This is a genomic window from Nocardioides luteus (genome assembly GCF_014648595.1).
Classification (GTDB): domain Bacteria; phylum Actinomycetota; class Actinomycetes; order Propionibacteriales; family Nocardioidaceae; genus Nocardioides; species Nocardioides luteus.
The window spans coordinates 98,361-115,403 of record NZ_BMRK01000012.1 but is presented as its reverse complement, the minus strand read 5'-3'; the positions used below and the strand labels follow the sequence as shown (position 1 = coordinate 115,403).

Below are 17,043 nucleotides of genomic sequence, written 5' to 3'. Positions count from 1 at the left end.
GCGTACGTTCAGGCTTCAACATTGAACTTTCCGCTTCTCTCGAGGAGAACCTGTGACCGACACCCGCATCGCCGTACTCGTTGGCAGCCTGCGCGCCGACTCCCTCAACCGCAAGCTCGCCGAGAAGCTCGCTGCGGAGGCGCCTGAGGGTGTGGTCCTGGAGATCGTCGAGGGGCTCGGCGAGCTGCCGTTCTTCAACGAGGACCTCGAGGCGGACCCGGGCGAGGGCGTGACCCAGCTCCGCAAGGTGATCGACGAGGCGGACCGCGTGCTGATCGTGACGCCGGAGTACAACGGCACCATGCCGGCCGTGATCAACAACGCGATCGACTGGCTCTCGCGTCCCTACGCCGCGGGCGTGCTCAAGGGCAAGATCCTCTCGGTCGTCGGCGTCGCGCCGACCCCCTACGGCGCCAAGTGGTCCCACGCAGACGCCGCTCGCTCGGCCGGCATCGGCGGCGCGATCGTCGTCGAGGACGCCATCGTCTCCCAGCCGGTCCACGAGATCGACGTCTTCACCGACGCCGACGCCCAGGCCCGCTTCCGCGAGGCCGTCGCCAAGCTCGCGAGCTTCACGCCCGCTGTCTGAGCCCTTCTCGGGCGACACCACGAAGGTCAGGTCTCTGCGGGGGGAGACCTGACCTTCGTCGTTTTATCGCGTGCGCGCGAGGCGGTTCGGCCGTACGTTGCGGTCATGAGCGGACCCGTGAAGCAGCTGCGCCTGGTGGTCGAGGCCGAGGACTACGACGAGGCGGTGGCGTTCTACCGCGACACCCTCGGGCTCCCCGAGGAGGCCGCCTTCTCCGGGCCGGGGGAGGCTCACGTGACCATCCTCGACGCCGGCCGGGCGACGCTGGAGCTCGCCAACCCCGCCCAGCACGGCTACATCGACGAGGTCGAGGTCGGGCGCCCGACCGCCGGGCACGTACGAGTGGCCTTCGAGGTGGAGGACTCCGCTGGTGCGGCCGACCGGCTCGTCGCTGCCGGGGCGAGGCTGGTCGCGCCGCCCACCCGGACGCCGTGGGAGTCGCTCAACGCGCGTCTCGACGGCCCTGCCGGCCTCCACCTGAGCCTCTTCCAGGAGCTCGGCGAGCCGGTCTTCGCGCCGGACTACCCGATCACCACCGAGCGGCTGTCCCTGCGCCCGATCGACCTCGAGCGTGACCTCGACGACCTCCATGCCTACCTCTCGCTCGAGGAGGTCTGCCGCTACATCCCGCCCGTCCCGCGCGACCGCGAGCAGCTGCGCGAGGCGTACGCACCCTCGCGCCGCCCGTCCGTCCTGCGTCGCGAGGGCGAGGTGATCAGCCTCGGAGTCGAGCACGAGGGCCGCCTCATCGGTGACGCCGTGCTCTTCTGGCACAGCGAGGAGCAGCGCTCGGGGGAGATCGGGTATGTGATCAACCCGGAGTTCCACGGCCGTGGCTTCGCCACCGAGACGGCGCGGGCGCTGCTCGGGCTGGCCTTCGACGGGCTCGGTCTGCACCGGGTCACGGCCAGGGTCGATGAGCGCAACACGGCGTCAGCACGGGTGGTCGAGCGGCTCGGGATGCGGAAGGAGGCGGTCGCGCGGGAGGCCGACTGGTTCAAAGGGGAGTGGACGACACTGGTGCACTACGCGATGCTCGAGAGCGAGTGGGGATAGCCTGCATGGGTGGCCGAGCTGCATGATCTGACCGCCCTGGAACAGGGAGAGCTGCTTCACCGGTGCGAGGTCTCGCCGGGTGAGCTCGCCGAGCACTATCTCGACCGGATCGACCGGCTCGACGACGTGGGCGCGTTCGTCACCGTGGCCGAGGAGCACATCTCGACCTGTGCGCGGGAGCTCGTGGTCAAGCCTGTCGGCGCCTCGCCGCTGTGGGGCGTACCCACCGCCATCAAGGACCTCAACCTCACCCGCGGGGTGCGCACGACCTTCGGGTCGGCGGCCTACGCGTCGTACGTACCCGACGTCTCCGACAACGTGACGCTGTCGATCGAGGCGGCCGGGATGATCTCGCTCGGGAAGACCAACACCCCCGAGTTCGGCTCACCCTGTTACACCGAGCCCGACGTCGCGCCGCCCGCCGTCACCCCCTGGGACCGTACGCGGATCGCCGGCGGCTCCTCCGGAGGCGCCGCCGCGGCGGTCGCCGCCGGGCTGGTGCCGGTCGCGCAGGGTTCCGACGGCGGCGGGTCGATCCGCATCCCGGCCTCCTGCTGCGGCCTGGTCGGCCTGAAGCCGACCCGCGGGCGGATCTCGCCCTCGCCGATGTACGGCGACGCGGCCGGGCTCGCTACCGCCGGCCCGATCGCACGGTCGGTGCGCGATGCTGCGGCCTTTCTCGATGTACTGGCCGGGCGGCGCACCGGGGACCCGTTCTGGGCGCCCGAGGAGCCGCTGCCGTTCCTGGACGCGTGCGAGCGGCCGCCGGGGCGGCTACGGATCGCCCGTTTCATCGAACCGCTGATCGCCCCTGATGCCGCGGTCGACGCCGAGTGCGTCGCGGCGTGGGAGAACGCCTCCGCGCTGCTGGAGTCGCTGGGCCACGAGATCGTCGACATCCCGCGGCCGCTGCCCGAGGAGGCGGTCGCCGTCTTCGAGACCGTCTGGGCCGTCGGCACCGCGATGTCGGTCGTCCCGCTCGACCCGTCCCAGCGGTCGAAGATCCGGCCTCTCACTGCATGGCTCACCGAGCGCGGCGAGGCGGTCAGCGGACCGGCCTTCGGTCTCGCGCTCGCCGAGCTGCGCCGTTTCGCCGCTGGCGCACTGGAGGCGCTCGCCGGTTATGACGCCGTCCTCACCCCCACCCTCGCCACCCCGCCACCCCCGGTCGGTGCCATCCGCAACGACGCCGACCCTGCCGCCGACTTCCAGGCCCAGAAGGAGTTCACCCCTTGGACGTCGGCCTGGAACGTCACCGGCATGCCCGCCATCTCCCTACCCCTCCACCAGACCCCCACCGGCCTCCCCGTCGGCGTCATGCTCGCCGCCCGGCCCGCCGAGGAACCCCTCCTCCTCTCCCTCGCCGCCCAGATCGAGGCCGCCGCCCCCTGGGCCGGCCGCGTACCTCCTGGTTGGTGACTTCCCACCGAGACGTCAGCTGGGTCGGCCGAGAGGTCAGTTAGGCCGGTCGAGGCGTCAGTTAGGCCGGTCGAGACGTCACGTACTGCCAACTCGTCCGACGGTAGCGACGCCTCGTCCGACGGTAGCGACGTCTCGGACGACGGTAGCGACGTCTCGGCCGACGCCAGCGACGTTTCGACCGAAGCGTCGGTGCGGTCGGCTGAGATCTCAGGAAGGAGGCCGAAACGTCACTTAGGGCGGTCGAGACGTCACGTACTGCCAACTCGTTCGACCGTGGCGACGCCTCGGCCTACGGCGATGACGTCTCGGTCGGCGAGGGTGACGCTTCGCCCGACCTGGGTGACGCTTCGGCCGACGGAGGCGCCGCTTCGGCGGGCGGTGTCAGTCGCCGAGGCCGCGGGCCTTGAGGGCGTCGCCGGTCTCGTGGGCGCGGGCGACGAGGCGGATGACGAAGGGGGAGAGGTACGCGCGGGGGTGGCGGATGCCGCGGGCGCGGGCGGCGTCGCGGGTCTCGAGGAGGAGGGCGATGCTGGCGGGGATGCTGGTGATGGCCAGGCCGATCACCAGGGCGACGCCGTCGGGGTTGACACCGATCGGGCGCAGCGGCGTGATGAGCCGGGTGAACAGGTCCAGCATCGCGTTGACCTCGGTGGTCGCGGTCAGGATGAGGCCGCCGAGGGCGAGGGAGATCAGGTCGACGCCGGCCTCGACCGCACGCGGCCAGCCGTGGGCGTACCCCTGCAGGGCGGAGAGGACGAGCGCGACCAGGAGTACGCCGCGGGCCGCCCGCCCCACCTGCCGCATCGGCAGCCGGGCGATGACCGTGAAGACCACCGCGATCGCGAAGAGCACGCCGGTCGCGATCAAGCCGTGGAGGACGACCAACAGGGTGCTGAAGACCAGCAGCACCAGGAGCTTCACGCCGGCGGGGGTGCGGTGCAGCAGGCTGCGGCCGGGGATGTAGGCGCCGAGGAGGTAGCTCATCGGCGGTCCTCGCGCCTGGGGTCGGGGAGATTCCCGCCATGGCGGGAATCTGCGACCCCCCGCGCGGGCAGAGGCCCGAATAACCCCGCCATGGCGGGAATTTCGCCCCAGACCCCCGCCCCGCTCATGCCCCCACCGACTGCGTGTAGTGCGCGACCGCATCAGGTGCCGGTCCGTCGAAGGTGACCGCGCCGTCGGCGACGACCAGCGCGCGGTCGCACTGCGCGGCGAGCGTGAGGTCGTGGGTGACGAGCACGAGCTGCTGGGAGAGGCCGAAGAGCGCGTCGGCGACGAGCCGGGTGTTGGCCAGGTCGAGCAGCGTGGTGGGCTCGTCGGCGACGACGATCGACGGCTCGGCGGCCAGCACGCCGGCCAGCGCCAGCAGCTGCCGCTGCCCGCCCGAGAGCGTGTGCACCGACTGCGATGCCAGACCCTCCAGCCCGAACCGCGCCAGCACCTCCATCGCTCGCGCGTGCCGTTCGGAGGCAGAGCGCACGGTGCGCCGCAGGGACAGCTCGACGTCTTCGACGCAGGTCGGCATGACCAGCTGCGCGGCGGGGTCGGTGAAGCAGAACCCGACCCGGCGGCGTACCTCCTTGCCCTTGCGCGCGACGTCGAGCCCGTCGACGACGACCCGCCCCGAGGTCGCGGTCACCAGCCCGTTCAGCAGCCGCGCGAGGGTGGACTTGCCGGAGCCGTTGCCGCCGATGATCGCGACCCGGCGCTCGGCCAGCGTCAGCGAGGTGGGGGACAGGAGCACCCGGCCGCCCTCGTCCTCGGGAAGCGCGACCGACGCGGCGTCGAGCTCGATCATCGGCGGCGCAGCAGGTTCGGGAACGCGCGGTGGACCTCGGCGGCGACGATCGCGACGAGCCCGGTCTTGACCAGGTCGCCGAACCAGAACGGCAGGTCCCACTTCCACACGGTGCTCAGCGGCTCGCCCGAGTAGATCATCATCCCGGCGATCCCGAGCGGGTGCACGATCAGGATCGAGCCGGCGATCGAGCACGCGAAGATGACCACGGCACGGGTGCGGCCGGGCCCGGCGACGTACTTGACCAGGTAACCGACCAGCGCGGCCATCAGCGGGAACGAGACCAGGTAGCCGCCGGAGATGCCGGCGAACTTCGCGAAGCCGGAGGTGTGGTCGGCGTAGACCGGCAGCCCGATGCCGCCGAGGAGGAGGTAGAGCGCGACGGCGAGAAAGCCGCGTACGGGACCGAGCAGCGCCCCCGAGAGCGCGATCGCGAACGTCTGCAGGGTGATCGGCACGGCGGTGCCGGTCGGGATGTCGCCGACCAGGGTGGAAGCGCAGATCAGACCGGTGAAGGCGGCGATCAGTGCGATGTCGGTGGTCGTGAACCGGGCCGGCCTCGAGTCGTCGGCCTCCGGGGTCGACTCGGCGCTGGTGGGGGACTCGGTCATACTCGCTCCTGCGTACTCAGACCTGAACCTTGGTCAGGTGAACGGTGTTCAGGTTAAGGTCGTCGTACGTCTTCGTCCACTTCGTCCCACCACCCGGCCCCTGGGAGCAACATGCGATACCGCCGTGAGGACGTCGTCGCACGCGCGCTGCAGGTCCTCGACGACTACGGTCTCGCCGACCTGACGATGCGCCGTCTCGGCACCGAGCTAGGGGTACGTCCCAGCGCGCTCTACCACCACTTCGCCAACAAGCAGTCGCTGCTTGCCGCCGTCGCCGACGAGATCCTCCGCCGCGGCCGGCACGAGCAGACCGGAGCCTGGGACGTACGCGTCACCGGCATCTGCACCGACCTGCGCGACTCGCTGCTCGCCTACCGCGACGGCGCCGAGGTCGTGGCGACCGTCTGGTCCTTCGGCCTCGGCGCGTCCCAGCCCCACGACGACCTCGTTCAGGCGCTCACCGACGGCGGCCTCGGCGACCTCGCTCCGACCGCCGCCCGCACCCTGCTCCACTTCGTCTACGGTCACGCCGTCGACGAGCAGACCCACCTCCAGGCGGCCGCCGCAGGCGCGATCGAGGACGACGTACGCGACACCGACGACTTCGTCGCGGGGCTCGGCCTGATCACCGCGGGCATCTCGATGGCCAAGGCTGTACGCGAGGCCTCGCCCGACCGCTGAGGTCGGGGCCGAGGCGCGGAGAGCTCAGACGGTGTCGACCTCCGCCCCGTGCAGCTCGGCGAGCAGCACTGCTCCGGCGAGATCGAGCCGCGTGCCGCGCAGCGAGGCCGCGGACAGGTCGACGCGGTCGAGGCTCGCGCCGCGGAGGTCGGTGCCGCGCAGCTTCGTCTCCTCGAGCGTGGCTCCGTCGAGCTGAGCGTCCCGCAGCACGGCATCGGTGAGGTCGGCCAGCGACAGGTCGGAGTCGCGCAGGTCCAGCCCGGCCAGGTCGAGCCGGCTGAGGTCGGCGCCACGCAGCGAGACGCCGCGCCACACGCCGCCGGTCACCTTCATCGGCCGCAGGGTGCAGCCGGAGAACTCGCTGCCGCTGAGCTTGCAGCCCTCGAAGGTCGCGTCGAAGAAGCTGGTCCGCCGGAAGTCGCAGCCGACGAACGCCGAGCCGATGTGGGTCGAGGCGTTGAACCGGCCGCCGTGGAACGTGCACCGCTCGAAGAGCGCCCCAGACGTCGTCCCCTCGGTCAGGTCGACGTCGCTGAAGACGCAGTCGACGAAGCGCGCTCCGGTGAGGTCGGCGGCGTACCAGTCCTCGTCGCGGAAGTGGTCATCCGTCGCCTCGGCGGGTGGGTTCGACATGGCGCACAGCCTGCCACCGACCACCGACAGTCGCCCCGATCAGGCGTCGTGCTGGGTGAACCACTCGTCGAGCAGCGGCCAGGTCGTGGTGCGCGCGTCGCGGCCGGTGAGCAGCCCGAGGTGCCCACCGGGCACGACCTCGAACCGGAGCTCGTCGGCGCCGGTGAGCAGGTCGATCAGCGGCTTCACGGCCGCGACCGGTCCGATGCCGTCATTGGCACCTGCGACCACCAGCGTCGGCTGCTTGATGTCGCAGAGGTAGACCTGGTGGTCGCCCAGGTCGATCTGCCCGTTGAACAGCGCGTTGGTGCGGAAGAAGTGGTGGTAGAGCTGCCCGAACGTACGCCCTGGGTAGGCGATGATGTTGTCCGTGAACCGGTCGACCGCCTCGAGCTGGGCGAGGAACTCGCGGTCGGCCAGGTTGGACAGCTTCGCGACCGGCTTGGTGAACATCTTGTCCACCGACGAGATCTGGAAAGCCCACCTGACCAGCGGCTTCGGGGCGCCGCCGAAGGCCTGGTAGGCCGTCGTCACCAGGTTGCCCGGCGGCAGGTTGAGCAGCGGGCGCAGCGGCGCGATCATCGGCACCTGACGTACGTCGCAGGGCGACCCGAGCACCGACAGCGACGCGATCGGCAGGTCGGGGAAGTCGGCGGCGGTGAGCATCGTGAAGATCCCGCCCAGCGACCAGCCGACGACGTGCACCGACCGTCCACCGGCGTGCTCGGAGACCGACCGGATCGCCTCGGGGACCACATGGCTGATCCAGTGCTCGATGCCGAGGCTGCGGTCGGAGAAGTTCACCTCGCCGTACTCGACCAGATACGTCGGCCGCCCCGTCCCCACCAGATGCTCCACGACCGAGCAGTCGCGCCGCAGGTCGTAGCAGAGCGCCGGTGCCGCCAGCGGCGTCACCAGCAGCACCGGGTCGCCCTCCGGCGTCGTCCCCGCCAGCGGCCGGTAGTGGTAGAGCTCGCGCCGGTTGCCGTCGTCGATCAGCGTGCGCGGCATCGGCCGCAGGTCGGCGAGCCCGCCGTAGAGCAGCGAGTGAGCGACGTTCCCCGCCGCCGCGCCAACGGTGGTGGCGATCGAGGCGGCGGCCTTTCGGGGGCGGGGAAGGAGAGCCATGGTGGGGCTAACGTAACCCGGCCGGCTGAGTCACGGCGGCGACATCCCCTGAGCGGACATGACGTCTGTCACATGTTCGCTCGAGGCGGTCGGGACGAGGCTGACTTCCTCGAGCAGCCGCTCGCACTCGCCGATCAGCCGCTCGCGCAGCGGTGCGGCGCGCTCGGCGAACGAGCGCTGGGCGGCGGCGTACTCCTGCTTCCCCGCAGCCGTCTCGATGCGGATCGGGTCGAGGCCGAGGTCGGAGAGGTCGTAGGGGGCGGCCTTCATGTCCATCGTGCGGATCTCCCAGGCGAGCTCGAAGCAGTCGGCCACCAGGTCGGAGGAGATCAGCGGCGAGAGCCGGAAGGCGTGCTTGTAGAGGTCCATGTTGCCGTGGAGGCAGCCCGGCTGCTCGAAGTCGGCGCGGTCGTCGGAGCGCGGGGAGAGGGTGTTGAGCGGGGCGGCGGGCGGGGTGAAGAAGCGGTACGCGTCGAAGTGGCTGCACGCGATCCGGTGGGACTCGACCACGCGGTCGGTGCCGGTGGTGCCGAGGCGGAGCGGCCAGTCGGCGTGGCGTACCTGCTCCGGGGTCAGCCGGTAGACCATCGCCCACTCGTGGAGGCCGAAGCAGCCGAAGTGGGCCTCGCGGGAGGCGGTCGCTCGCAGCAGCTTGAGGAGGGTCTCGATCAGCAGGCGCTTGTCGGCGAGGAACTCGGAGGTGACGGAGCCGTCCGAGTAGCCGCGCAAAGAGGCGTACTCCTCGGCGTCCTCCAGCCGCACGCCGTAACCGGGGTGCCAGCGGAGGAGGTGGGCGGGTCGGTAGGAGTAGTAGGTGAAGAGGAAGTCGTTGACCGGGTGCTTGACCCGGGCGCCGCGACGGGCGAGGTGGGGCTCGACGTAGGGCGCCAGGCGGGAGCGGTGGGCTGCGGCGCGGGCGGTCCACTCCTCACGAGACATTGGCACGTGTTCAGCGTAGAGGGGGTCTCGACAGGCTCGACCTCCGGTGGGAGGTGGTCGGGGTCTCGACAGGCTCGACCTCCGGCGGGGACAGGCTCGACCACCGGAGGAGAGCGATCTCCGGATAGGCTCACCATGTGCGTATCGCCAGATTCACGACCAAGGGTGGCGAGCCCCAGTTCGGCGTCGTCATGGGGGACCTCGACGGCTACGGCCAGCTCAGCGAGGACGCGACCGTCGTCGCGCTCCAGGGCGACCCGCTGTTCTCGGGTGTCAACATCACCGACCAGGTCCACAAGTTCGAAGACGTCAAGCTGCTCGCGCCCGTGATCCCGCGGAGCAAGGTGGTCGCGGTCGCCCGCAACTACGCCAAGCACGCCGCCGAGCTCGGCAACGAGGTCCCGGAGGAGCCGCTCTTCTTCATCAAGCCCAACACGGCGGTCTGCGGCCCGGACGACGCGATCCAGCGGCCGAGCGGTGTCGAGGACCTCCACTTCGAGGGCGAGCTGGCGATCGTGATCGGGCGGATCTGCCGCGACGTGCCGGTGGAGAAGGTGAAGGACGTCATCTACGGCATGACGGTCGCCAACGACGTGACCGCGCGCGACGTCCAGCGCCGCACCAAGCACTTCTCGCAGGCGAAGGGCTACGACACCTTCTGCCCGCTCGGTCCCTGGATCGAGACCGACGTCGAGACGGAGCAGCTGGCCGCCGGCGTACGCATCCAGACATTCCTCAACGGCGATGTCGTCCAGGACGGGTCCACGAAGGACCTCGTCCACGACATCCCGAAGCTGATCGCCCACATCAGCAGCGTGATGACGCTGCTGCCGGGCGATGTGATCCTCACCGGCACCCCCGAGGGTGTCGGTCCCATGGAGCCCGGCGACGAGATCGAGATCTTCGTCGAGGGGCTCGGAGCTCTGACGAACAAGGTGGCACAGCGTTGACTGGCATTGGAAAGACCGGCACCCTCGAGCCCAAGGACTACCGCGTCCGGATGGCACCCTCGCCGACGGGTTCGCCCCACGTCGGTCTGGTCCGCACCGCCCTGTTCAACTGGGCCTTCGCGCGCCACCACGGCGGCACCTTCGTCTTCCGCATCGAGGACACCGACAAGGCCCGCAACACCCAGGAGTCCTACGACGGCCTCCTCGACCTGATGCGCTGGCTCGGCCTCGACTGGGACGAGGGCGTCGAGGTCGGCGGCCCCTACGGCCCCTACCGCCAGTCCGAGCGCTCGGAGATCTACGCCGACGCGCTCGCCCGGCTGCGCGCCTCCTCCTACGTCTACGAGTGCTACTGCACCGGCGAGGAGACCACCGCCCGCTACGAGGAGCGGCTGGCCGCCTACAAGGCCGCGAAGGCCGCCGGCGAGAAGCTCGAGGCGCCGACCCAGGGTTACGACAACCACTGCCGCGACCTGAGCGAGGAGCAGATCAAGGCGTACGAGGCGGAGGGCCGCACCTCGGTCCCGCGCTTCCGCATGCCCGACGGTTCGATCACCTTCGACGACCTCGTCCGTGGCGAGGTGACCTTCGAGACCAAGCACGTCCCCGACTACGCGCTCGCTCGCGCGAACGGCGACCCGCTCTACACGCTCACCGCGCCGGTCGACGACGCCACCATGAAGATCACCCATGTCTTCCGTGGTGAGGACCTCCTCTCGAGCACCCCGCGCCAGGTCGCGCTCTTCGACGCGTTCGTCGAGATCGGTCTCGCCGAGCGTGCTCCGGAGTTCGGCCACCTCCCGTACGTCATGGGCCAGGGCAACAAGAAGCTCTCCAAGCGCGACCCGGAGGCCCACGCGCTGAAGTACCGCGAGGAGGGCTTCCTTCCCGAGGGGCTGCTCAACTACGTGGCGCTGCTCGGCTGGGCGATCGCGGCCGACCGCGACATCTTCACCATGGAGGAGATGGTCGAGGCCTTCGAGATCTCCGACGTGGTCAAGAACCCGGCGCGCTTCGACATCAAGAAGGCCGAGGCGATCAACGCCTCCCACATGCGGCTGCTGCCGGTCGAGGAGATCACCCACCGGGTGATCCCGTATCTCAAGGCCGACGGCATCGTCTCCGACCCGGTCTCCGACGCCGACGCGCAGATGCTGGAGCAGGCGATGCCGCTGGTCGCCGAGCGGATCAACAAGCTCGGCGAGGCCGCCGACATGCTGCGGTTCCTCTTCGTCCCGGAGTCCGACTTCACTCTCGACGAGGAGGACGCCGCCAAGCTGCTCGACGAGGCCGGCATCGAGGTCGTCCAGGCCTCCTACGACGCGCTCAACAGGCTGCACGCGTGGTCGACCGCGGAGATCCAGGACGCGCTCACCGCCGCTCTGATCGACGGCCTCGGGCTCAAGCCGCGCAAGGCGTACGGCCCGGTGCGGGTCGCGGTCACCGGCAAGCGGATCAGCCCGCCGCTGTTCGAATCCATGGAGCTGCTCGGCCGGGAGCGTACGCTGGGTCGTCTCAAGGCGGCACTCGGGAAGTAGGCGGGATGAGCACGGTCATGGAGCCGCCCTCGGGACTGGCGTACTACCAGGTGCAGCGCAGCGGGCGCAGCGGCTGGGGGCGGCCCCTGATCGGGATCATCCTGATCGGGCTGTGCGTCTTCTTCGTCTCGCCGGCAGTGGTGCTGGCCGGGTTCGAGCTCTTCTTCGTGCTCACCGGTGACGACGTCGCGACCTCGATGGCCGCCGTCGCCGACGTGGAGAACGTCACGCCGGAATCGCTGGCGTTCCTGCTGCTCTCGCTGGCCGGGGCGATCCCGGCGGCGATGGTGCTGTGCTGGGGGCTGCACGGGCTGAGGCCGGGCTGGCTGGCCTCGGTCGAGCGGCGGATCCGCTGGCCATGGCTGATGCAGTGCCTCGGGATCGCCGCGGTCACCATGGTGGTCACGATCATCGTCGCCTCGCGGCTGCCGATCCCGGGCGACGACCTCGGGCCCAGCACCCTCAACCCCTACACGACCACGATGCGCGACTTCGTGCTCGTGATCGTGCTGCTCACCCCGCTGCAGGCGGCAGGGGAGGAGTACCTCTTCCGCGGCTACATCTTCCAGACCTTCGGCTCGCTCTTCGGCGGCATGCTCGGCGCCCGGACGGTCTCGGTGACGATCACCGCGCTCCTGTTCGCCTTCGCCCACGGCTCTCAGGACCTGCCGCTGTTCCTGGACCGGTTCGCCTTCGGCATCGTCGCCGGCATCTGCGTGATCGCCACCGGCGGCATCGAGGCCGGCATCGCGATGCACGTGCTCAACAACTTCATCAGCCTCGGCATGGCGGTGGCGTTCGGTGACATCTCGACGGTGCTCAACACCACCGAGGGGTCGTGGTGGCGGATCCCGGTCACGCTGGTCCAGTCCGGCGTCTTCCTCGGTCTGACGGTGTGGGCGGCCCGGTCCGCCGGGGTCTCGACCACCACGAAGAGCCCATGATCGGGCGCAACGGGCGTGCCGATTTCGTCGCCCGGGGCGTCCCCGGTAATGTTTCCTCTCGGTTCGAGGGAGTGATCCCGAGGGCCCGAATCGATCTTGTCGGCGACCTCATCAAGGTTAGTCAACAAAGACGATGGGCTATGGTGTAATTGGCAACACGACTGGTTCTGGTCCAGTTATTCTAGGTTCGAGTCCTAGTAGCCCAGCGGATCCTCTCCGGAGGATTTGGGAGTCACCGAAGCGGTTCGCTAAGGTTTCACCCGCTGCAAGCCCCCGTCGTCTAGCGGCCTAGGACGTCGCCCTCTCACGGCGGTAACGCCGGTTCAAATCCGGTCGGGGGTACAACGCAGGAAGAGCCTCGAGTCATTGACTCGGGGCTCTTCGTCATTTCCGGTGTGCGCTGGTCACGGGCCGGTTTCGGAAGGGGGTGCCGATGTGGGGGATCGGCAGGTCATCAGGTAATGTTCTTCCTGCTTGCGGGGCCGAAAGGCCGAAGCGAGCAGTGCAAGCCCCCGTCGTCTAGCGGCCTAGGACGTCGCCCTCTCACGGCGGTAACGCCGGTTCAAATCCGGTCGGGGGTACAACGCACGAGAAGCCCCGAGTCACTGACTCGGGGCTTCTTGCATCCCCAAGTCCAACTGCATCCAGGTCACGTCGTGCCAGCCGTCGAACTTCCACCCGATCCGGCGGTACGTCCCGACCTCGGTGAAACCGAAGGAGCGGTGGATCCCGATGCTGGCCTCGTTGGGGATGGCGATCCCGGCCAGCGCACGGTGGAAGCCGCGCTTCTCCAGGAGCGGGAAGAGGGCTGCATAGAGCGCCTTGCCGGCGCCGGTGCCGCGCTGGGACTGGTCGAGGTAGATGCTCACGTCGCACGCGTAGCGATAGGCGGCGCGGGTGCGGTGCTGGGTGGCGTACGCATAGCCGACGACCTCGCCATCGCTCTCCAGCACGAGCCAGGCGTGCTCGGTCAGCGCGGCCTCGATGCGACGCGCCATCTCCTCGGTGGTCGGTGGCTCGGTCTCGAAGGAGATGACGGTGTCACGGACGTACGGCTCGTAGATCTTCGCGCACGCCTCGCCGTCGGCCGGGGTGGCGGAGCGGATGGTCCGGGTGGTCATGTCTCCATGGTGGCAGGGCTCGTCGGGGTGCTGCGGCGGAAAGGGGCGAGAGTGGCGCGGACCATGTCGGCGGCACCCCAGTCGTCGTCGAACTGAGCGATGACGGCCAGGTGCTGGCGGAGCTGGAGGACCGGCATCCGGTCGCGCCAGTCGCGGTCGAGCCCGACGAGCTCGGCGTAGAGGTCGAAGAAGCTCCGGGACTCGGGAGGCGGCGAGGTGGTCCAGAGGTGGGCGAGATCGACCTCGGCCCACATGTAGGAGACGGCCGGGTCGATCAGAGCCGGTCGTCCGCCGGGGGTGGCCAGGACGTTCTGGGCCCACAGGTCGCCGTGGGTCAGGCACGCCGGACGGTCGGGCAGCAGATCGGGGAGGCGGTCGCAGAGTCGTTCGAGCGCAGCGCGGTCGGCGGGGCCGAGCGCTCCAGCGACCGCGGGCTCCTCGAGCCAGCGCAGCAGACGGTGCTCGGCGAAGAAGGCGTGGCCGTCGTCCGCCCACGGGTTGCGCTGTCTTCGGCGGCCGAGCCAGTTGTCGCGGTGCCAGCCGAAACGGTCGTGCGCCGTGGTGGTGTGGAGGCGGGCGAGGTCGTGGGCGAGGTCGGTCCAGAAGGCTTGGCTGGAGGGTCTCGGCTCGAGCATCGCGAGGACGAGCACGTTGGAGTCGGCCGCGAGCACCTCCGGCGTCGTCATCCCGCCGAGGTCGCGCAGGGCCTGGAGTCCCTCCGCCTCCGCGGCGAAGGCGTCGGTGGCCTCGGCGTCGGCGAACGTCTTGACGAACACCCGCGAGCCGTCGGCGCGGTGGGCGATCCCGGCGGCGGCTGCCAGACCGCCGCTCGCCGGCTCGACGGTGCAGACGTCGCGCATCCCGGCCTGCTGGAGTCGCCGGGTCAGCAGGTCCGGGCCGGTCGAGTCCACTCGCTGAGGCTACTGCGCGGGAGACGTGCTCGCGCCGCGTTTCCAGACCTTGTGGGTGAGAGGTACGCCGGGGCGGTATGCGAGATGCTTGGCCGACGGCGCGTCGAGCGCGTGCAGGTCTGCGGGGCCGCCCTCGGTGATCCGGCCGGCGGAGTCGTCGAGGCCGAGCGCGGTGGCGCCGCCCACCGTCGCTGCCCAGAGCGCTTCCTCGAAGGTGAGGCGCTGCTGGAGGACCGCGGTCGCGACGCAGAAGGCCATCGACGTCGTGAAGGAGGAGCCCGGGTTGCAGTTGGAGGCGATCGCGATCGTGGCGCCGGCGTCGACCAGCTCTCGTGCGGGTGCGAACGGCTCCCGGGTGGAGAGGTCGCAGGCGGGGAGGATCGTGGCGACGGTGGTCGACCCGGCGAGCGCGTCGATGTCCTGGGGGCTCAGATGGTTGCAGTGGTCGACGCTGGTGGCGCCGAGCTCGACGGCGAGCCGTACGCCGCCGGACTCGCCGAGCTGGTTGCCGTGGACCTTGAGGCCGAGACCGGCTCGCTGCCCGGCCAGGAGGATCTCGCGGGACTCCTCGACGTCGAAGGCGCCGGTCTCGCAGAAGACGTCGATGAAGGTGGCGTGAGGTGCGACCGCATCCAGCATCGCGCCGGTGACCAGGTCGATGTAGTCGCGGCGGTCGGCGTCGGCCGGGACCACGTGGGCGCCGAGGTAGGTCACGATGTCGGCGTGCTCGGCGCTGACCCGCGCCAATCGCTGCTCGGTCTCGACATCGAGGCCGTAGCCGGTCTTCGCCTCGATCGTGGTGGTGCCGCCGCGGAAGGCCTCCTCGCGCAGCGCCCGCGTGCGGGTGCTGAGGTCGTGGTCGTCGGCTGCGCGGGTTGCTTCGACGGTCCGCACGATCCCGCCGGCCTGGTAGGGCCGCCCGGCCATCCGGTCGACGAACTCCTCGGCGCGGTCGCCCATCGAGGCCAGGTGGGTGTGGGAGTCGACCCAGCCGGGAAGGACCGCTCGGCCTTCGAGGGCTTCTCGGTCGTCGGCTGCCGGGGCGCGGTCGGCGGGGCCGATCCAGGCGACCCGGCCGTCCTCGATCACGATCGCGGCGTCGTTCAGGGTGCCGTGCTCGTCGGTGTGGGTGGTCAGCTCGCCGATGTCGGTCAGCAGCAGGCTCATCGCAGCTCCTTCAGTGCGTCGGTCAGCAGCCGGGCCGGGTCGCGGCCGTCGGCGAGGTGCCCGTCGTGGGCGACCACCCGGCCGCCGACCACGACGCGGGTCACGTCACCGGCGGTCGCCACCAGGGCGAGCTGGTCGAGGGCGGCGCCGGTGGTGCGTACGGAATCGGGGTCGAGCTCCACGAGGTCGGCGGGGGCACCGATCCGGAGGCCGCCGGAGAGTCCGGCGGCGGCGTAGCCGGTGTCCGCGCGGGCCGTGTCGAGCTCGGTGGGGGAGAAGCGGCCGCGCTGGCGGCTGCGGAGCCGTTCGCCGGCCTCGAGCCCGCGCACCTCGAGCCAGGGGTCGACGACCGCGTTCTGGTCGGAGCCGAGCGCGACCCCGACGCCGGCGTCGGCGAGCTCGCGGGCCGGGCCGATCCCGTCGCCGAGGTCGGCCTCGGTGGTCGGGCACATCACGATGCCGGCGCCGCTGTCGGCGATGAGCGCGATGTCGGTCTCGGTCAGATGAGTGGCGTGGACCAGCCAGGTGCGCGGCGAGAGGGCGCCCGCGTCAGCGAGGACCTGCGTCGGAGTCCGGCCGTACGCCGCGAGCGACTGCTCGTTCTCCGCCGGCTGCTCGGAGACGTGGACGTGGAGCGGCGCCTCGGCGGGCAGATGCTCGGCGACGAACGCGATGTCGTCGGGGGCAACGGCGCGGATCGAGTGGATCGCGGCGCCGATCGTGTGTTGTGTGGCGGACTCGGCAAGCTGGTGCCACCGGTCGAGCCAGGCCGCGGCGGTGCCGTCGCCGAAGCGGCGCTGCTCCTGCAGGAGCGGCTCGCCCGGGGCGCTGGTGAGGTAGAGGGTGTCGAGCAGGGTCAGCCGGATGCCGACGCTGCAGGCGGCCCGGGCGAGCGCGGCGCCGAAGGCGTTGGAATCCTCGTAGGGTGTCCCGTCGGGCTGATGATGCACGTAGTGAAACTCCGCCACCGACGTCCAGCCGGTCACCAGCATCTCGGCGAAGACGGCCTCGGCCAGGCGCTCGTAGGAGTCGGGGGTGAGGCGGTCGGCGATGGCGTACATCTCCTCGCGCCAGCGCCAGAAGTCCCCGCCCTGGTCGTGCGTCCTCCCGCGCAGCGCGCGATGGAACGCGTGGGAATGAGCGTTGCCCGATCCCGCCAGCACGGCGCCGAGCCTGGTGTCGGCTCCGGCCGGTGACGCACCTTCGACCAGCGCGGTGATCGTGCCAGCCTCATCGATGTCGATCGCCAGGTCTCGCACCTCCCGCCCCGCGACGAGCCCCCGCTCCGCGTACACCCGCATCACGAGCCCCTCACCCCCGCCCCGCCGAGTCGGCGCATCTGCCCCGAGACACGACGCCCAGTCGGCGCATCTGCCTCACGATCGAGCGCCCACTTGGCGTATCTGCCCCGAGTGCGGGCATCTGGAGGACCGGATCGTGCCCGGTCTCGGGGCAGATGCGCCGACTGGGCGTGATTTTCTGGGGCAGTTGCGCCGAGTGGGCGTGAAATCTTGGGGCAGATGCGCCGGGTCGGCGTGGGGTGGGTCATCGGCGG

At 70.5% G+C, this 17,043-nt stretch carries 17 protein-coding genes and 3 tRNA genes; 10 read left to right on the top strand and 10 right to left on the bottom strand.

All coding sequences use genetic code 11. The features are described from left to right. The first annotated feature begins 52 nt into the window (after positions 1-52). The 3 genes from IEY81_RS15730 to IEY81_RS15715 all read left to right on the top strand — a co-directional run bounded on the left by IEY81_RS15730 (position 53) and on the right by IEY81_RS15715 (position 3,064). Positions 53-589 carry an NAD(P)H-dependent oxidoreductase gene (locus IEY81_RS15730; RefSeq protein WP_189119416.1) on the top strand — a complete coding sequence of 179 codons (537 nt, stop codon included), beginning with the start codon at positions 53-55 and terminating at the stop codon, positions 587-589. 105 nt (positions 590-694) lie between these two features. Further along, entirely contained in the window at positions 695-1,645 is a 951-nt protein-coding gene (locus tag IEY81_RS24250; RefSeq protein WP_229787905.1) for a GNAT family N-acetyltransferase, read from the top strand. A gap of 9 nt (positions 1,646-1,654) precedes the next feature. Next, positions 1,655-3,064 (top strand): amidase, encoded by a 1,410-nt coding sequence (locus IEY81_RS15715; protein ID WP_189119415.1) that lies wholly within the window; start codon positions 1,655-1,657, stop codon positions 3,062-3,064. Between the two features lie 384 nt (positions 3,065-3,448). On the opposite strand, the gene IEY81_RS15710 is transcribed toward IEY81_RS15715, so the two are convergent. The 3 genes from IEY81_RS15710 to IEY81_RS15700 form a co-directional block, all read right to left on the bottom strand. Then, complete coding sequence (locus IEY81_RS15710; protein ID WP_189119414.1) at positions 3,449-4,051, bottom strand: energy-coupling factor transporter transmembrane component T family protein; 603 nt, start codon at positions 4,049-4,051, stop codon at positions 3,449-3,451. 124 nt (positions 4,052-4,175) lie between these two features. Next, the gene (locus IEY81_RS15705) at positions 4,176-4,865 is read right to left on the bottom strand and encodes an energy-coupling factor ABC transporter ATP-binding protein (protein ID WP_189119413.1); all 690 of its coding nucleotides are present in this window, start codon (positions 4,863-4,865) and stop codon (positions 4,176-4,178) included. Beyond that, entirely contained in the window at positions 4,862-5,476 is a 615-nt protein-coding gene (locus tag IEY81_RS15700; protein WP_189119412.1) for a biotin transporter BioY, read from the bottom strand. Before IEY81_RS15700 ends, IEY81_RS15705 begins: the two co-directional genes overlap by 4 nt. A 111-nt stretch (positions 5,477-5,587) precedes the next feature. Between IEY81_RS15700 and IEY81_RS15695 the strand changes: the two genes are divergently transcribed. After that, entirely contained in the window at positions 5,588-6,157 is a 570-nt protein-coding gene (locus tag IEY81_RS15695) for a TetR/AcrR family transcriptional regulator C-terminal domain-containing protein (RefSeq protein ID WP_189119411.1), read from the top strand. A gap of 24 nt (positions 6,158-6,181) precedes the next feature. On the opposite strand, the gene IEY81_RS15690 is transcribed toward IEY81_RS15695, so the two are convergent. From IEY81_RS15690 to IEY81_RS15680, 3 genes are read right to left on the bottom strand one after another with little or no spacing between them, the layout of a single operon-like run. After that, on the bottom strand, positions 6,182-6,790 hold the full coding sequence (locus tag IEY81_RS15690) for a pentapeptide repeat-containing protein (RefSeq protein WP_229787904.1): 609 nt from the start codon (positions 6,788-6,790) through the stop codon (positions 6,182-6,184). Positions 6,791-6,829: 39 nt separating this feature from the next. Beyond that, positions 6,830-7,918 carry an alpha/beta fold hydrolase gene (locus IEY81_RS15685; protein WP_189119409.1) on the bottom strand — a complete coding sequence of 363 codons (1,089 nt, stop codon included), beginning with the start codon at positions 7,916-7,918 and terminating at the stop codon, positions 6,830-6,832. Between the two features lie 30 nt (positions 7,919-7,948). Continuing rightward, a complete protein-coding gene (locus tag IEY81_RS15680; protein ID WP_229787911.1) occupies positions 7,949-8,857 on the bottom strand; it encodes a 3-methyladenine DNA glycosylase in 909 nt (302 codons plus the stop codon). A 137-nt stretch (positions 8,858-8,994) separates the two neighbouring features. Here IEY81_RS15680 and IEY81_RS15675 point away from each other — a divergent pair, with 137 nt between their 5' ends. From IEY81_RS15675 to IEY81_RS15650, 6 genes are all read left to right on the top strand, one after another. Then, positions 8,995-9,807 (top strand): fumarylacetoacetate hydrolase family protein, encoded by an 813-nt coding sequence (locus IEY81_RS15675; RefSeq protein WP_189119408.1) that lies wholly within the window; start codon positions 8,995-8,997, stop codon positions 9,805-9,807. Positions 9,808-9,857: 50 nt separating this feature from the next. Continuing rightward, entirely contained in the window at positions 9,858-11,345 is a 1,488-nt protein-coding gene (gene gltX / locus IEY81_RS15670) for a glutamate--tRNA ligase (RefSeq protein ID WP_189119467.1), read from the top strand. A gap of 5 nt (positions 11,346-11,350) precedes the next feature. Beyond that, entirely contained in the window at positions 11,351-12,289 is a 939-nt protein-coding gene (locus tag IEY81_RS15665; protein ID WP_189119407.1) for a CPBP family intramembrane glutamic endopeptidase, read from the top strand. Between the two features lie 134 nt (positions 12,290-12,423). Then, positions 12,424-12,495, top strand: a tRNA-Gln gene (locus tag IEY81_RS15660). A gap of 63 nt (positions 12,496-12,558) precedes the next feature. Further along, positions 12,559-12,631, top strand: a tRNA-Glu gene (locus IEY81_RS15655). Between the two features lie 166 nt (positions 12,632-12,797). After that, positions 12,798-12,870: transfer RNA gene (locus IEY81_RS15650), tRNA-Glu, on the top strand. 21 nt (positions 12,871-12,891) lie between these two features. Here the strand turns inward: IEY81_RS15650 and IEY81_RS15645 are convergent. The 4 genes from IEY81_RS15645 to IEY81_RS15630 are packed head-to-tail and all read right to left on the bottom strand — an operon-like array spanning position 12,892 to position 16,789. Continuing rightward, entirely contained in the window at positions 12,892-13,410 is a 519-nt protein-coding gene (locus IEY81_RS15645; RefSeq protein ID WP_189119406.1) for an arsinothricin resistance N-acetyltransferase ArsN1 family B, read from the bottom strand. Continuing rightward, positions 13,407-14,321, bottom strand: a complete 915-nt coding sequence (locus tag IEY81_RS15640) for a fructosamine kinase family protein (RefSeq protein WP_229787903.1) — start codon at positions 14,319-14,321, stop codon at positions 13,407-13,409. Before IEY81_RS15640 ends, IEY81_RS15645 begins: the two co-directional genes overlap by 4 nt. A gap of 9 nt (positions 14,322-14,330) precedes the next feature. Next, positions 14,331-15,488, bottom strand: a complete 1,158-nt coding sequence (gene hutI / locus IEY81_RS15635; RefSeq protein WP_189119405.1) for an imidazolonepropionase — start codon at positions 15,486-15,488, stop codon at positions 14,331-14,333. Further along, positions 15,485-16,789, bottom strand: coding sequence for a formimidoylglutamate deiminase (locus tag IEY81_RS15630; protein WP_189119404.1), 1,305 nt, complete (start codon positions 16,787-16,789; stop codon positions 15,485-15,487). Before IEY81_RS15630 ends, hutI begins: the two co-directional genes overlap by 4 nt. Positions 16,790-17,043: the final 254 nt, after the last annotated feature.

Bases quoted from the DNA above. Each gene is read 5' to 3' on its own strand.
- IEY81_RS15705 (WP_189119413.1), bottom strand. From the start codon at position 4,865: ATGATCGAGCTCGACGCCGCGTCGGTCGCGCTTCCCGAGGACGAGGGC.
- IEY81_RS15665 (WP_189119407.1), top strand. From the start codon at position 11,351: ATGAGCACGGTCATGGAGCCGCCCTCGGGACTGGCGTACTACCAGGTG.
- gltX (WP_189119467.1), top strand. From the start codon at position 9,858: ATGGCACCCTCGCCGACGGGTTCGCCCCACGTCGGTCTGGTCCGCACC.
- IEY81_RS15700 (WP_189119412.1), bottom strand. From the start codon at position 5,476: ATGACCGAGTCCCCCACCAGCGCCGAGTCGACCCCGGAGGCCGACGAC.
- IEY81_RS15630 (WP_189119404.1), bottom strand. From the start codon at position 16,789: ATGCGGGTGTACGCGGAGCGGGGGCTCGTCGCGGGGCGGGAGGTGCGA.
- IEY81_RS15680 (WP_229787911.1), bottom strand. From the start codon at position 8,857: ATGTCTCGTGAGGAGTGGACCGCCCGCGCCGCAGCCCACCGCTCCCGC.
- IEY81_RS15695 (WP_189119411.1), top strand. From the start codon at position 5,588: ATGCGATACCGCCGTGAGGACGTCGTCGCACGCGCGCTGCAGGTCCTC.
- IEY81_RS15710 (WP_189119414.1), bottom strand. From the start codon at position 4,051: ATGAGCTACCTCCTCGGCGCCTACATCCCCGGCCGCAGCCTGCTGCAC.
- IEY81_RS15690 (WP_229787904.1), bottom strand. From the start codon at position 6,790: ATGTCGAACCCACCCGCCGAGGCGACGGATGACCACTTCCGCGACGAG.
- IEY81_RS15685 (WP_189119409.1), bottom strand. From the start codon at position 7,918: ATGGCTCTCCTTCCCCGCCCCCGAAAGGCCGCCGCCTCGATCGCCACC.
- hutI (WP_189119405.1), bottom strand. From the start codon at position 15,488: ATGAGCCTGCTGCTGACCGACATCGGCGAGCTGACCACCCACACCGAC.
- IEY81_RS15645 (WP_189119406.1), bottom strand. From the start codon at position 13,410: ATGACCACCCGGACCATCCGCTCCGCCACCCCGGCCGACGGCGAGGCG.
- IEY81_RS24250 (WP_229787905.1), top strand. From the start codon at position 695: ATGAGCGGACCCGTGAAGCAGCTGCGCCTGGTGGTCGAGGCCGAGGAC.